Here is a 13,469-nt window from a genome sequence, read left to right on the forward strand (position 1 = left end):
AATTGCAAGGATTGGGGACATGAATCCGCGTAAACGACTCCTCGATTTGGTTTTGGTCGTAGTCCTCTCGGCAATCCTTGTGGTGCCATTTTCAATTTTGCTGGTCGTGATGATCTTTAAAGAAGGCTTTCCGTTGTTTTACGTCGCCGAGCGGATGAAAGGCGTGGGCCAACCGTTTTGGCTGTGGAAGCTGCGGACAATGACGGTCGCACAAACCGAGGTGGGCGTCTCCGGTGGTGACAAATTGGGCCGGATCACGCCGTTGGGTGCCTTTATCAGGCGGGCGCGGATGGATGAGGTGCCGCAAATCTGGAACGTGCTAAAGGGCGATATGAGCTTTGTCGGCCCCCGCCCCCCTTTGCGGGACTATGTTGAACGGTTTCCCGAAATCTATGCACAGGTTTTAAAAAGCCCGACGGGGATTACGGGGCTTGCCAGCCTTCGGTTTCATGACCGAGAAGAGGCACTGTTGGCGGCTTGCACAAGCGCCGAAGAAACGGATCGGGTGTATTCCGAACAATGCGTGCCGCAAAAGGCGCGACTGGATTTGATATATCAAAAAAACTGGTCCGTTTGTTTTGATTTGAAATTGATCTGGGAAACCGGAACAGGCATTTTGATTCGTCGGTTTTTCAAAGGCGATAAGGCATAGTTTCACCCAAAAATTAGCCCTTAAACGCCCCTTTAAACAAGGCTTGCGCCTGCGCGGGCGTATAGCGGCCAAGGCGGACGTCTTCGGCGATCAGCGCGGGGTCACGCGCAGCAGGGTCGCCATAGCCGCCGCCGCCGGGGGTGCGGACGCGAACACTGTCGCCGGGTTGCAAGGCTATATCTTGGGCTTTTGACAGGTGCGGCGGGGTGAAAACCGTGCCGCCTTGGGTGATTTCAACACGGTTTACCGCGCCATCTTTGCCACCTGCGGCCCCTTGGGGGCCAGTGCGGCCATGGTCCATCACAAAGCTTGCGCGTGCGGTACCGCGTAGCAGTTCCACCTCATAATCCAACCCGAACCCGCCACGATGCTGCCCCGCGCCGCCCGACCCTTCGTGCAGGGCATAGCGGCGGTAGAGAACGGGGTAGGTTTGCTCCATAATCTCGACTGGCGGGGCCTTGGAAATGCCGATGGTTGAACAGCCGTTGGACAGGCCATCATGGTCACTATTCCCGCCATAACCACCACCCGAAATCTGATACATCACAAAATCACGGCCCTTTTCGGGGTCATGCCCGCCAAGCCCGAAATTGCCCGAGGTGCCTGCGGGGGCAGCGGTCACCAGCTTTGGCACGGCCTGAACAAGGGCCGCAAACACAGCCTCCGCAATGCGCTGTGACACCTCGGCGGCGCAACCGGATACGGGACGGGGGTAGCGGGCATCAAGGAAGGTACCTTCGTGGCCTGTGATGTGCAGGGGCTCAAACGCGCCGGCAGACAGCGGTACATCGGGAAAGATGTGACGCATCGCAAGGTAGACCGAGGAAAACGTGGTCGCCTGAACTGAATTCATCGGGCCAGCGCAGGGCAGGGAGGACCCTGCAAAATCAAAGGTCAGGGTGTCGCCTGCGCGGGTGACGTTCAGCGCGATGGTTAAAGGTTCATTCACCACGCCGTCACTGTCGATATAGGCTTTTGCGCTATAGCTCCCTTCAGGGATCAGCGCGATTTTGGCACTCATCTGGGCGGCGGCAAGAGCACGAATTTCAGTGATGGCTGCCGTGACGGTACTGTCGCCATAACGATTCAGCAGTTCAGTCAGGCGATCAGCGCCGACAAGCAGCGCCGAGGCTTGGGCCTGCACATCGCCGATGCGTTGTTCTGATACGCGGATGTTTGAGCAGATCACAGCCCAAATTTCAGTGTCTAACACGCCTTTTTTGAACAGTTTAACGGGTGGCAGGCGCAGGCCTTCTTGTTCCGCCGCGGTGGCCGAGGCTGAAAACCCACCCGGCACGGCGCCGCCCGTATCGGGCCAGTGGCCGGTGTTGGACAGCCAGCAATAGATTTCGTCATCGCGGTAAAACGGCATGGCAAAGCGCACATCCATCAGGTGGGTGCCGCCAAGATAGGGGTCGTTTACGATATAAATATCGCCTCGCTCAGGCGGCAAGGTTTCACCCGATGCGATGCGGCGGATGATGTGGCGGGTAGAAAATTGCATAGTTCCGACAAAGACCGGCAGGCCGCGCGCGCCTTGGGCGATTAGTGCGCCATCGGTTGCGGAATAGATGCCGTCAGATCGGTCATCTGCCTCGGCTATGACGGGTGAAAAGGCGGCGCGGCTGAATGTCAGGTCCATTTCATCGCAGGTTTGTTGCAGGCCTGCTTGGATCACGGCAAGGGTGATTGGATCAATTTTGGCGATGTTCGGCACTGTTTTAGGCATGGGGCACCTCGATAATCAGGTTTCCATCCGGGTCGGATGTGACCGTGCAGCCGGGGTGAACAAGGGTCGTCGTATCCATCTGTTCGATGATCGCGGGGCCGTTGAGGTGCAGGTCAAGCGGCAGATGATCGCGCCAGTAAACGGGGGTTTCGACCCAGCCGTTAAACCAAACTGGCCGCGTGCTCTGGGGGGTAGCCTTGGCCAAGCGTTCAGCAGGGTCGATCAGCCGCGACAGGTCCATCTCGGGGCGCTGGCCGATGACCGAAGCGTTAAGGTTGACCAGATTGGCGCGAATTGTGGGCAGGTTAACGCGGAATCGGGCGTGGTAGGCGGCCTCAAAGCGTGCCTGCAAATCTTCGCGCGTGGGCGTGGCGTTCGGCAGGGGAACGCGCAGAAGGTGGGTTTGGCCGATAAATTGCATGTCGGCGGAAAGCTCGGTCTGGATGCTGGTAAGCGCGATGCCCGCAGCGTTGATTCGGTCGGTGCCGGTAGCGATTTGATCGGCCAAAATGGCGTGGATTTCCGTGATATCGGCATTGTCGAGCGGCCGGTTGATGGTGCGTACCGCGTCATGGCGCAGGTCGGCGACAACGCAGCCAAGCGCGTTGGTCATGCCCGGACGGGCGGGTACCAGAACGCGGGGGATGCCAAGTTCGGCTGCAAGGGCGGTGGCATGTAACGGGCCCGCACCGCCAAAGGCAAAGAGCGCGTAATCGCGCGGATCGGCACCAAGCGACAGGGAAACCATGCGGATCGCCCCAGCCATATGGGTGTTGGCGATGCGGATAACGGCTTCGGCCGCAGCCTCGGGCGAGAGGCCTAGGGGGTGGCCTATTTTAGTGCCGAATATGGCGGAAAGCTCGTTTTTATGTGCGCCAAAGCGGGCAGCAGGTAGGCGACCGAGGAGAAGGTTTGCATCAGAAATTGTGGGTTCTGTGCCGCCTTTGCCATAGCAGATCGGGCCGGGGGTAGAGCCTGCGGAGTGGGGGCCAACGCGCAGCATCCCGCCACCATCGACCCGCGCGATAGAGCCTCCGCCAGCGCCAACGGTGCGGACATCAACCATAGGGACGTGGATCGGCATGGCGTATTCGACCTCGATCTCATTCGAAACCGGAGCGCGGGCAGCCTTGATGAGGGCGACATCGGTAGAGGTTCCGCCCATGTCATAGGTGATAAGGTTTGGGATACCGGCGCGGCGGCCGGTGGCAACCGCAGCCATAACGCCCGAGGCAGGGCCTGACATCACGGTTTTGACCGCCTCGGCGCTGACTTGGGCCGCAGGGACCATACCGCCGTTGCCATTCATCACGAGGAGGTCGTTTTGATACCCCTTTGCATGCAGCGCCGTCGCAAGGGACTTAATATAGCGTTCAAGAAGCGGTTGGACCGAGGCATTGACGGCAGCGGTGACGCCACGTTCAAATTCGCGCGATTCTGATAGCAGAGCATGGCCACAGGTGATGTATTTGGTTGGCCAAATCTCAGTAGCGATTTCGGCGGCGCGCAACTCGTGGGCGGGGTTGGCGTAGGCGTGGAGGAAATGGATAACGAGGGACTCGCAGCCCATTTGAGCCAGTTTAGTAACGTTTTCGCGAAGCTCATCCTCATCCAGCGGGGTAAGGATGCGGCCTTTGGCATCCATACGCTCGGAGACTTCAAGGCGCAGATCGCGGGGAATGATGGGGGTGAACTCGCCCGTCATGCCGTAAGCGTTGGGGCGGGTACGGCGGCCGAGTTCTAGGATGTCACGAAAACCTTTGGTGGTGATGAGGCCCGTCTTTGCGAGCTTGCGCTCTAGCACGGCGTTTGTAGTTGTGGTGGTGCCGTGGACGATGAGAGCGATGGTATTAAGCGGTGTTTGGGACTGTTCGAGGGCGGCGAGAACGCCTGCCGCTTGGCCGCCTGCGTTGAGGTCTAGTGTGGTAGGGGTTTTCGCTAGCCGCACCTCACCCGTGGCTGGGTTTAGGATTACGAGGTCGGTGAAGGTGCCGCCGACATCGGCGCCTGCGATAAGGTTCGTCATATGCTTGGGCCTATGGGACTGTGGCAAGGCTGGGGGGCTGACTGCCCCCCAGACCCCCCGTGGATATTTGTACCGAACAGAAAGCGAAGGCGCATTTCTAGATGCCTACATAGGTTTGGAATTGCGGGGTGGCGGGCGAGAGGTTTTTGTTTTGCAGGGTTTCGGACACAGTGCCGTTGGTGACGAAGGCGATTTGGTCGGCCATGCTAAGGACCGCATCGACGCGTTGTTCGACGAGGATGGTGGCGACACCCGTGGATTTTAGAGTGAGCAGCGTGTCGCGGATTAGGGTAATCATGGAGGGTTGCAGGCCTTCGGTCGGTTCATCCAGCAGAAGCACGGCGGGTTCAAGGCAGAGCGCGCGGGCGATTGCGAGCATTTGTTGCTCGCCGCCGGAGAGGGTAGATGAGCGTTGCGAGAGGCGCTCGCGCAAGCGGGGGAAAAGGGACAACACATAGTCGCGGGTTTTTGCGCCTTTGTGGCGGGTCATCAGGCCGATTTCGATGTTTTGTGCGACGGTGAGTTCGCCAAACAAGCGGCGACCTTGGGGGACGTAACCGATGCCGTGACGCGGGACTTCATGCGCGGGAAGGGTTTGCAGGGCTGTGCCGTTTAGAGTGATGCTGCCGCTGCTGGCCTGTACTTGGCCCATGATCGTGCGCAGAAGGGTGGTTTTGCCTGCCCCGTTGCGGCCCATCACGCAGGTTACTTGCCCCGGTTTGGCGGTGAGTGACAGGTTGCGCAGCACTTGGACATTGCCATAGCCCGCGTTGATGCTGTTGATTTCCAGCATATCTCAGCCCCCCAGATAGGCGGTTTGCACCGCTTTATTCGCGCGAATCTGCGTGGGGGTGCCGGTGGCCAGTTTTTCGCCAAAGTTCAGCACGGTGATTTGGTCGGCAAGGTCCATTACCACATCCATGTTATGTTCAATCAGCAGGACGGTGGTTTGGGGGGTAACGGCGCGGATCAGGGCCTTGAAAGCCTCAATTTCGGAATTGGCGAGGCCTTGGGTTGGTTCATCCAAGATCAGCAGCTTCGGGTTCATCGACAGGCCCATCGCGATTTCGAGCAGGCGTTGATGGCCGTAAGCCAGCGTGCCGGCGACTTGATCGGCCATCGTGTTGAGGCCAACACGGGCGAGGGCGGCCATCGTATCGGCTTGCAGGTGCTTGCTGCCTTTGCGCTGGATCGCCAGTGCCACGTTATCGAAAACGGGCAGGTTGGCGTAGATAGATGTGATCTGAAACGTGTAGGCGATGCCGCGCACCACGCGGGCATGGGCGGGCAGGCGCGTAATATCGGCGTCGTCAAACTGAATGGTGCCCGCGTTGGGCGCGATACGGCCCGACAGCAGGCTGACAAAGGTTGTTTTGCCCGCACCATTGGGGCCGATCAGTGCGTGAATTTGGCCGGTTCTCAGATCGAAATCGACATTCTCAACGGCTTTGATGCCATCGTAATGCTTGGTTAGGCCGCGTGCAGATAGGATCATGGCAGCCATTTTGCCCCCCGTTCGCGTAGGGTGCCGAGGATACCTTTGGGCGCAAACAGGACAAGTAGCAGCAGCGCTGCGCCGACGACGAATAGATGCGCGGTGGTATAGCCCGAGGAGATGTCGACAAGGTAGAACATGAGAAGCGCGCCGAGGAACGGGCCGAGCGTGGTGCCCGCGCCGCCCAAGAGGACATAGAGCAGCGGCAGGATGGAGTATTGGATCGTGGCAAAGCTGGCCCCTACATAGCCGAACAACACGCCATAGGCCGCCCCTGCCGCCCCCGCATAGAAGCCCGAGATGATAAGCGCGATCAGTTTCACCCGAAACGGGTTATAGCCGAGCATGCGGGAACGTTCCTCATTTTCACGCATGGCGATCATAGATCGGCCAAGGCGAGAGCGGGTGAGCGCTAAGTTGATAAGCAGGCCCACGGTAAACAACGCTAGCGCCGCAAAGTAGCGCGGCGTATCGGCAGACAGGTCGATGCTGCCGATGGCGCGGGCGGCGCGCGCGATGACGATGCCTTCGTCGCCACGGGTGTAGGTGCCGAAATACAGGATCGTCAGATAGCCGGTCTGCGCAAACATCAGCGTGACGATCATAAAGCTGACACCACCGGTGCGCAGCGCCAAAACGCCGGTTGCTGCCGCGATTGCCCCCCCTGCCGCCAGTCCAAGCAATAGCGCAGGCGCGGCGGAAAGGCCCCCAAGTTCAATCCCGAGGCCGGTGGCATATAGTCCAGCCGCAAAGAACAGCGCATGGCCAAGCGAGAGCAGCCCAGTATAGCCAAAGGCGATATTATATCCCATCGCGAATACCGCCAGTACCATGATGCGGGCGATGTTGGTTTGGTGATAGGATGGCAGCAGGTATTGGGCAGCAAACAGGGCTGCAAGTACGGCCAAGTGAAGGGCAATCGCGCGCTTCATTGCTTTACCCCGAACAGGCCCTGAGGGCGAAAGACCAACACCATTGCGACCAGCAGGGTCGCAATGATTTTTGCTAGCGTGGGCGAAAAGAAGACCGAAATCACGCCATCAGATAGCCCGATAATCAACGCCGCCAGCAACGTGCCACGCAAAGACCCAAGCCCGCCGATGATCACCACAATAAAAGAGAGCAACAGCGGGTCATGCCCCATCAGGTAATGCGCCTGCTGGATAGGCACGATCAAAACAGCGGCCACAGCGGCCAGCCCCGCGCCCAGCGCGAAAACAGCCGCATAAACGCGGTCAACATTGATGCCAAAGGCCCGCGCGGTGTTCCGGTCAAGCTGCGTTGCCCGCATGATAAGCCCTGCACGGGTGCGCGTCATCAATAGCCAAACCGCCAGCAAAACCGCAATCGCCGCCAACACCACAGCAATCTTATAGCCGGAATAGCCGAACCATGGCAGCTGAATACGCAGGTTAAACGGCGCCTCAACGGGCCGCGCATCAGGACCATAAAACGTCAAGGCCGCTTGTTGGAAAATATACGACAGGCCAATCGTCGCCACGATTGTCGCCTCGGGGTCATAATTCAACCGCTTCAAAATCAGTGTATCTGAAAGCGCCGCAATCCCGCCCACCAGCAGCGGACAAATCACCAAAGCCGCCGCAAACCCAACCGCTGGCGGGCCGGGCATATAATGCGTCACAAACCATGCGATCACGGCACCCAGCATGAAAAACTCGCCATGCGCGACATTGACGACCCGCATCACGCCAAACACCAGCGACAACCCAACGGCGGTCAACGCCAGAACGGCAGCCATAACCGTGCCTTCCATCAAGGCCAGCAGCAAAAAAGGGCCAAAGTCCATTCAGACGTACCTGTATTTCATCTTGGTTCAAATACCTCGGGGGTCAGGGGGCAGCGCCCCCTGCCTGTTCTGGTCCCTTAAAACGACATCGCGGTGTAATCGGTATCGTTCTCATACAGGCTTTCCTCGATGCTGGTCCGGTACACCCGCATCAGCTTGCCGCCTTCAACCTTTGAGATGTTCTGATGGCCAAACACTTGGTGCGTCTTGCCGTTGAACAGCTTGTCGCCTTGCGGATGTGCGATGCTTTCCGGCATCGTGGTCATCGCCTCAATCGCCTCGATTAATTTCTGGCGGTCTGCGACGCCCTGATAGCCCGCTGCCTCCATCCCTGCCTTCAGGATGAACAGCGTTTCCCAGCAGGAAAACATATGTGCATAGGTCGAAATATCCTTGGCATCGGAAACAGACGCGCCGTTTTCATCCACGCCGACAGCCGCGCGGTAAAGGGTCTCAGTCTCGCTCGCGTCAGCCTGCTGTGTGCGGCACTGGCCCTCCCAGAAATGGGTGCCTTCCAGGAATTCCAGACCCGGTGACGCGGTATCAACCGCCTCTAGGCTGTCGATAAAGCCAAAGATTTCCGGCCGTGCGCCGGTGCCGTAAAACTCGCCCAGTTCTTTCACAAAGGTCAATACCGCGGGGCCGACCATGACGTGGTACAGCACTTCGGTATCGCGCGGAATTTGCGGCAGATAGCGGGTAAAGCTGGTTTCGGTAGGCGGAATGGCAATGTGCTTGATCACTTCGCCGCCCTGCGCCTCAATCGCTGCGGTAAAGTAATCACGGTGGTCGTGCCCAAAGGCGTAATCGGGGAACACCATCGTAACCTTTTTGCCCAGATTATTCGCGACCCATGGCGCCATTGACGAAACCTGCGCCCGCACATCCGTAATGCCTGGCTGCATCGTCCAACGGTTCAACTTACCCGATGCGACGTGGTAGCCTTCGGAACATACCAGATACGGCACCTTCAACTCTCCGGCGCGGGGGGCCGAACCGATGACGACGTGGCTGAACAGCGGGCCAAAGATCGCGTCACAACCGGCCTGAGATGCCAGCTTTTCCACCACCTCGGCACCGCGTTTGGGGTCGGTGCCGTCGTCTTCAAAAATCACCTCAACGGGCCGGCCATTGATGCCGCCTTGGTCGTTCACCACTTTCAACGCGGCCTGTGTTGTACGCTCGTACCAGCGGCCATAGGCGGCGCCGATGCCAGTGCGGTGCAACTGAAACCCCAGCTTGATCGGGGCCGAGCTTTGCGCCTGCACAAAACCGGGCAGCGCCAGCGCCGATGCGGTGGCGGCCATGCCCTTTAGCAGGCCGCGGCGGGAAGGGGTCATTCCGATCAGCTTTGTCATGGCAGTATCCTCTGTCTGTTGGGGGTGGCTTTTCTTATGCAGGCGCTCGGGAAAGAATGAACATTTACAGACGGGTTGTCTATTGGTTTAGCTATTAGGGTGAGGCCAGAAGCCATAGTCCCGTTACAGTATATCCGACCATCAGCGCCGTCAGGGGGAAATGCACGCGCGCTTGTACCCCCGCAGGTGTCAGGCGTAAGGCAAGGATAACGGCCAAAATATGCGCGCCAAGGATCAGGGCGAATTGCGTGTTCCAAATCAGGGTCATCACCGACCTATCGGTTAAAAACCCCATTGAAACATAAAAGGGCGGAAGGCCTAGAAAAGCATCGCCCTGAAACAGCGGGTCGTTGATGGCGAAAATCGTATATTGGCCAGCGGTTAGCAAAGTCGTCAGGTAATGCGCCGCATGATAGCCCGCTGCGATGGCCAAAAATGACAGCATTACAGGCATCAAGTTAGGCCGCTCTAAACGGGGCGCAGGCCCACCAGCCATGGCCAGCGTGGGTTGGCGTTGCAGCATCGGGCCCGCGTGCAATGCGGCCATAATCGTCGCCGCCGTTACGCCCCAAGTCGCCACCAGCCCAAAGCTGTTGATACCGATCACTGCCGATCGCCCTGTAAACTCCAACGGGTTTTCCCCGATCAGGCCCATGTACCAAAAGGTCTCACGCAGCCCATCAAAGGTAAGGCCAGCCAGCGCCAGCGTGACAAAACCGATTGCCGAAGGTGTCAGCGCGGGCATTGATAAGATCTGTGTGCCGGGCCAGCCCAGTTTCAGCGTGGCCCGCGTGCCGTCTATCTCCAGCCAAAAGGGGGCGATTTTTGAAATATAGCCGAAGTAGACGGTCAAAAACTCGCCGTCTTGCAGCCAATCCTCGCCCTCGGCCACACCAAGGACAAAGATCACCAGCCAATAGCTGGCGGTGGCGATGGCAAGGGTTTGCGGGTCGTCGGGCGACATGGAGATGATGTAAAACCAGAAAAACCCGAACAGCCCAATCACCGCAGGCACATGCCCAACGCGCGCGAGCCCAATGCCGCCTGTGCGCCCCAGCAGGTGGCGGGTAAGCCGGATCGGCGCAATCCACGGGTTTACCGCCCGCCAAAGGTTGCCAAACAGCGTGCAACCCATGGGCAAAGCGACCCAAATCACCGTCCAGATTGTCAGCGTCAGCAGGTTGTGCATCGGGTCGCGCGCCCCCAGAAACCCGATCAGAACAAGCGCAAGCAGCACAATCCACGCGGCATAGCTGGTTGCAATAACTGGCAGAAAAACCGGCCAGCTGAACAGGCTGCGCGCTGTCATGCGTGGCAATAGGCGCGGGCTGGTGGCCAGCAATCCAGTCACGGCGACGGTCATTGCGGCGCCCAGCATGTAGTAATCGGTGGGCAGCGTCATAATGATCGACGGCGGCAAAGCGCAGGCCAGCGCCACCCCCGGCATCAAACATATGATCGCGGCCAACCGCATTAGCGCAAACCATCCTCGCCTTTTACGTCCCACGCCTCTAGCCCGCCCATGCGCGAATGCACCCGCCCGCCGCGCGCCATGGCAAGGATAAAGGCAATCTCATCCGCGCGGGGGGCATCGGGAACGCCCACTGTCATGGCATCGAAATGGCTGCGCACATAGGCGGCGTTGATATGCCCCAAAGGCACATCCAAAGTTGCGGCCATCGGGCCGACCTTCATCGCGGATGGCACAATCGCCTTGCTGGTGCCCAACCTCTCACGCATCGCATAGCCGCCGGGCACATGCCACAGCGCGCCATGCTCAATCTCGCCGTCAGCGCCGACAATCGCGCCTTTGCCATAGCCGTCAATGCCGTCACGCCCGCCCATCGCAGCGATCAGGCGGTCGGTTAGCAACAGGCCAAGCGGCTTCAGCGCCTCCATCGCGGGTTGCAGATTGGCCTCATAACGCCCCGCGAACGGGTTTTTCACAACCGCGATAATAGCCCCGCGTTGGTGGGGGCTGGTGGCGGCGGGGCCGCCTTCGTGCTGGATGTCTTCGATAAACAGCAAGGTTTTTCGCAGGGCGAAATCATACATAGTCAGGGTCCTTTGCAAGGCTAAGGGTGCCAAGGGTGCGTGTTTCAGAATGCAGGAAAAGTGCCGCCCCGGCAATAAGCCCTTGTGCGGCATAGGCGCGGGCAGCGGTTTCGCCTGCACTCAGGGCTTGCGATACCTCGGCTTGGGTCAGCATGCCAACGCCTGTCGTCACCAGAATATCGCGCAGATCGCTGTCGGCTTGCAAATCCCGCGCTGGGCGGCGGGCGATTGCGGGGTGGGCAGGTAGATCCACCGCATTGGCAATCATGGTGGCTGCGGCATCGGCCATGGCGGCAGTGCGTGCAACCACCGTCACAGCATCGGCAATCCCGCGCGAAAAGCTACGGCCACCCCGCCCCGAGGTGGCGATGCCCCGTGCAGAATGGTTATGGTGCAAAACCAGCTTTGACCCGCCCGCCATCGCAGCGGTCAGGCTTTGATTGGCTGCAAGATGCACCGCAATATCGCCCCCATTATTCACATAAGCGCGGATGAGTTGGGTGCCACTGCACATCGCGGCCAGCACGGCATCGGCAACGGCCCCCGCGACTGCGGCCATTGGGGTGATAAATGCAGGGCGAAACGCGGCCACAGCGCCCGCCATAGCTTGCGCAACGGGGCCTTGCAGCACCTCTGCCGCAGGGTTGCGCAGCGCAGGCAGTTCTGTGACCAGTTCTTCTAACACATGCTCAAACCGGCAAATTGCTTGGTGATAGGCCTGCGTCGCACCTTGCCCCTCGGCCCACAAAACCAGATCAATCGGTCCGTGATGCAGGTGCAAGCGGTTGCTGGATAGCTGGGTGATCTGTGGCCCGTTCATCCTAGTGCCTCCGCCAGTCGTAAAGACCCTGCGCTCGGATTTCATCTTGGCAAAAATACCTACTATCCCAGCCCGTCATTTAAGAGGTGCCTTTTGCGGAATAAGACGTGCGGCGGTTGGGTACTCACCACCCTCTCGCAGCATATCCGGCAGGGTTTTTATCGCCGCCACATGCCCGCCCAATGCTATATATTCGGCGCGGGGCAGGGTAAACTCCAACGGTGCCACCAGCGCTGGGGTCGGCACATAACCAAACGCACCAGCGGGCAGTTGGGTGACATCGACCATAAACGTAATCCCACCGCCGGGCCAAACATAACACTCGGCCCCGCCAGAGGTGAGGTGTGTCTCTCGCGCTTGCACCGACCGCGTCAGCCGCACAGGGTTTTGCGTGACGCCCGCCCGTAACGAGCCCCCTGCGCCCCCCATAAACAGTACGGTGCAAAGGGACGGTTCGCAGTTTTCGTCGATAAGCTTGACCGAAGGGATCAACGTATCGGGGATGGGTTTGGGTTGCGGGGTTAACGCCTCGTCCAGCTCATAATACGCAAACTCCTCACCCGTTGTGGAAACCATCAACAACCGTAAACCCGCCCGCGCGCCTTTCTTGGCGTTCCAAGGGCCAAGGATTTCAAGCGGGTCGCGGATTGTGGTACCGCCCCAGCCCAGCCCCGGTTCTGACACGCGGAAATAGCGGCCGGGGGTGGACCGGCGGCCAAGGATTTTGATACCGGTGTCTTGCCAGCCCAACACTTTGCCCGCTTGGTGCTCGGACACGACGCCGGTGATATGGTCATCGACGACGACCACCTCATCCACCAGCCCGTGCCACTGATCGGCGAACATGCCGATAGTGGCCGAACCACAGCCAACCCGCATCCGGTTCTCTGCGCGGCCATCGACGATGGGGGCGCGACCTGCCTGAACGGTAATTTGACTGCCTTGATCAATGGTCAGGCCTACTGCCTCACCATTGCACAGCGAGAGAAGGGCGGCGCAGGTGACGCGGCCCTCAGACTTTTCACCGCCTGTCAGGTGATGCACCCCGCCGAGCGACAGCATCTGGCTGCCGTATTCGGCAGTGGTCACATGGCCGATCGCCTCGCCTTCGGCGCGGACGGTGGCACCTTCGGGGCCTAGGAAACGGTCGGTATCGATTTTCACCTTTACGCCGCAATAGGAAAAGATGGCCTCGGTGACGACGGTGACCATATCGGCACCGTCCACCTCGGACGCGATGATAAAGGGCGCTGGTTTATAATCGGGGTAAGTGGTGCCAGATCCGATGCCGGTTATTTTGGTATCGGCGGGGAACGGGTCGCCGGTCCAATCGCGGTTGGCAAAGGGCACGATGCGACCGCCGTCTATTAGGGTTTTTGACAGCAAGACCACCGGATCGGTGCGGATAATGAGGCCTGCGGCATTGGCGTACCTGTCGCAAGCGCCGGTTTGGCCGGGGGCGATGTAGCACATCACTGGGCACGCATCGCAGCGGATTTTTTCAGGCGTGCTCATGACGATTGGTCT

12 protein-coding genes are annotated in these 13,469 nt (G+C 59.4%); 1 reads left to right on the forward strand and 11 read right to left on the reverse strand.

Annotated features, from left to right (window positions below):
* Positions 1-19 precede the first annotated feature (19 nt).
* Positions 20-652 carry a sugar transferase gene (locus tag ACEN2J_RS07945; RefSeq protein ID WP_442104752.1) on the forward strand — a complete coding sequence of 211 codons (633 nt, stop codon included), beginning with the start codon at positions 20-22 and terminating at the stop codon, positions 650-652.
* A 13-nt stretch (positions 653-665) separates the two neighbouring features.
* Here the strand turns inward: ACEN2J_RS07945 and ACEN2J_RS07950 are convergent, their stop codons facing one another.
* From ACEN2J_RS07950 to ACEN2J_RS08000, 11 genes are all read right to left on the reverse strand, one after another.
* Positions 666-2,381 (reverse strand): hydantoinase B/oxoprolinase family protein, encoded by a 1,716-nt coding sequence (locus ACEN2J_RS07950; RefSeq protein WP_442104754.1) that lies wholly within the window; start codon positions 2,379-2,381, stop codon positions 666-668.
* Positions 2,374-4,407, reverse strand: a complete 2,034-nt coding sequence (locus tag ACEN2J_RS07955; protein ID WP_442104756.1) for a hydantoinase/oxoprolinase family protein — start codon at positions 4,405-4,407, stop codon at positions 2,374-2,376. The genes ACEN2J_RS07950 and ACEN2J_RS07955 overlap by 8 nt, the downstream gene beginning before the upstream one ends.
* A gap of 97 nt (positions 4,408-4,504) precedes the next feature.
* The gene (locus ACEN2J_RS07960) at positions 4,505-5,200 is read right to left on the reverse strand and encodes an ABC transporter ATP-binding protein (RefSeq protein WP_442104758.1); all 696 of its coding nucleotides are present in this window, start codon (positions 5,198-5,200) and stop codon (positions 4,505-4,507) included.
* A gap of 3 nt (positions 5,201-5,203) precedes the next feature.
* Positions 5,204-5,902 (reverse strand): ABC transporter ATP-binding protein, encoded by a 699-nt coding sequence (locus ACEN2J_RS07965; RefSeq protein WP_442104985.1) that lies wholly within the window; start codon positions 5,900-5,902, stop codon positions 5,204-5,206.
* The gene (locus ACEN2J_RS07970; protein ID WP_442104760.1) at positions 5,899-6,834 is read right to left on the reverse strand and encodes a branched-chain amino acid ABC transporter permease; all 936 of its coding nucleotides are present in this window, start codon (positions 6,832-6,834) and stop codon (positions 5,899-5,901) included. Before ACEN2J_RS07970 ends, ACEN2J_RS07965 begins: the two co-directional genes overlap by 4 nt.
* Positions 6,831-7,709: a branched-chain amino acid ABC transporter permease gene (locus ACEN2J_RS07975; RefSeq protein WP_442104762.1), complete on the reverse strand. Its 879-nt coding sequence runs from the start codon at positions 7,707-7,709 to the stop codon at positions 6,831-6,833. The genes ACEN2J_RS07970 and ACEN2J_RS07975 overlap by 4 nt, the downstream gene beginning before the upstream one ends.
* Before the next feature lie 77 nt (positions 7,710-7,786).
* The gene (locus ACEN2J_RS07980; RefSeq protein ID WP_442104764.1) at positions 7,787-9,067 is read right to left on the reverse strand and encodes an ABC transporter substrate-binding protein; all 1,281 of its coding nucleotides are present in this window, start codon (positions 9,065-9,067) and stop codon (positions 7,787-7,789) included.
* A gap of 94 nt (positions 9,068-9,161) precedes the next feature.
* Positions 9,162-10,541 carry a hypothetical protein gene (locus ACEN2J_RS07985; RefSeq protein ID WP_442104766.1) on the reverse strand — a complete coding sequence of 460 codons (1,380 nt, stop codon included), beginning with the start codon at positions 10,539-10,541 and terminating at the stop codon, positions 9,162-9,164.
* Complete coding sequence (locus tag ACEN2J_RS07990) at positions 10,541-11,122, reverse strand: amino acid synthesis family protein (RefSeq protein ID WP_442104768.1); 582 nt, start codon at positions 11,120-11,122, stop codon at positions 10,541-10,543. The genes ACEN2J_RS07985 and ACEN2J_RS07990 overlap by 1 nt, the downstream gene beginning before the upstream one ends.
* Positions 11,115-11,942: a UPF0280 family protein gene (locus ACEN2J_RS07995; protein WP_442104770.1), complete on the reverse strand. Its 828-nt coding sequence runs from the start codon at positions 11,940-11,942 to the stop codon at positions 11,115-11,117. The genes ACEN2J_RS07990 and ACEN2J_RS07995 overlap by 8 nt, the downstream gene beginning before the upstream one ends.
* Before the next feature lie 75 nt (positions 11,943-12,017).
* Positions 12,018-13,457, reverse strand: a complete 1,440-nt coding sequence (locus tag ACEN2J_RS08000) for a 6-hydroxynicotinate reductase (RefSeq protein WP_442104772.1) — start codon at positions 13,455-13,457, stop codon at positions 12,018-12,020.
* Between the last annotated feature and the right edge of the window lie 12 nt (positions 13,458-13,469).

Source organism: Pseudorhodobacter sp. W20_MBD10_FR17, from assembly GCF_052119765.1.
Classification (GTDB): domain Bacteria; phylum Pseudomonadota; class Alphaproteobacteria; order Rhodobacterales; family Rhodobacteraceae; genus Pseudorhodobacter.

Bases quoted from the DNA above. Each gene is read 5' to 3' on its own strand.
- ACEN2J_RS07970 (WP_442104760.1), bottom strand. From the start codon at position 6,834: ATGAAGCGCGCGATTGCCCTTCACTTGGCCGTACTTGCAGCCCTGTTT.
- ACEN2J_RS07980 (WP_442104764.1), bottom strand. From the start codon at position 9,067: ATGACAAAGCTGATCGGAATGACCCCTTCCCGCCGCGGCCTGCTAAAG.
- ACEN2J_RS07950 (WP_442104754.1), bottom strand. From the start codon at position 2,381: ATGCCTAAAACAGTGCCGAACATCGCCAAAATTGATCCAATCACCCTT.
- ACEN2J_RS07995 (WP_442104770.1), bottom strand. From the start codon at position 11,942: ATGAACGGGCCACAGATCACCCAGCTATCCAGCAACCGCTTGCACCTG.
- ACEN2J_RS08000 (WP_442104772.1), bottom strand. From the start codon at position 13,457: ATGAGCACGCCTGAAAAAATCCGCTGCGATGCGTGCCCAGTGATGTGC.
- ACEN2J_RS07985 (WP_442104766.1), bottom strand. From the start codon at position 10,541: ATGCGGTTGGCCGCGATCATATGTTTGATGCCGGGGGTGGCGCTGGCC.
- ACEN2J_RS07955 (WP_442104756.1), bottom strand. From the start codon at position 4,407: ATGACGAACCTTATCGCAGGCGCCGATGTCGGCGGCACCTTCACCGAC.
- ACEN2J_RS07975 (WP_442104762.1), bottom strand. From the start codon at position 7,709: ATGGACTTTGGCCCTTTTTTGCTGCTGGCCTTGATGGAAGGCACGGTT.
- ACEN2J_RS07965 (WP_442104985.1), bottom strand. From the start codon at position 5,902: ATGATCCTATCTGCACGCGGCCTAACCAAGCATTACGATGGCATCAAA.
- ACEN2J_RS07990 (WP_442104768.1), bottom strand. From the start codon at position 11,122: ATGTATGATTTCGCCCTGCGAAAAACCTTGCTGTTTATCGAAGACATC.
- ACEN2J_RS07960 (WP_442104758.1), bottom strand. From the start codon at position 5,200: ATGCTGGAAATCAACAGCATCAACGCGGGCTATGGCAATGTCCAAGTG.
- ACEN2J_RS07945 (WP_442104752.1), top strand. From the start codon at position 20: ATGAATCCGCGTAAACGACTCCTCGATTTGGTTTTGGTCGTAGTCCTC.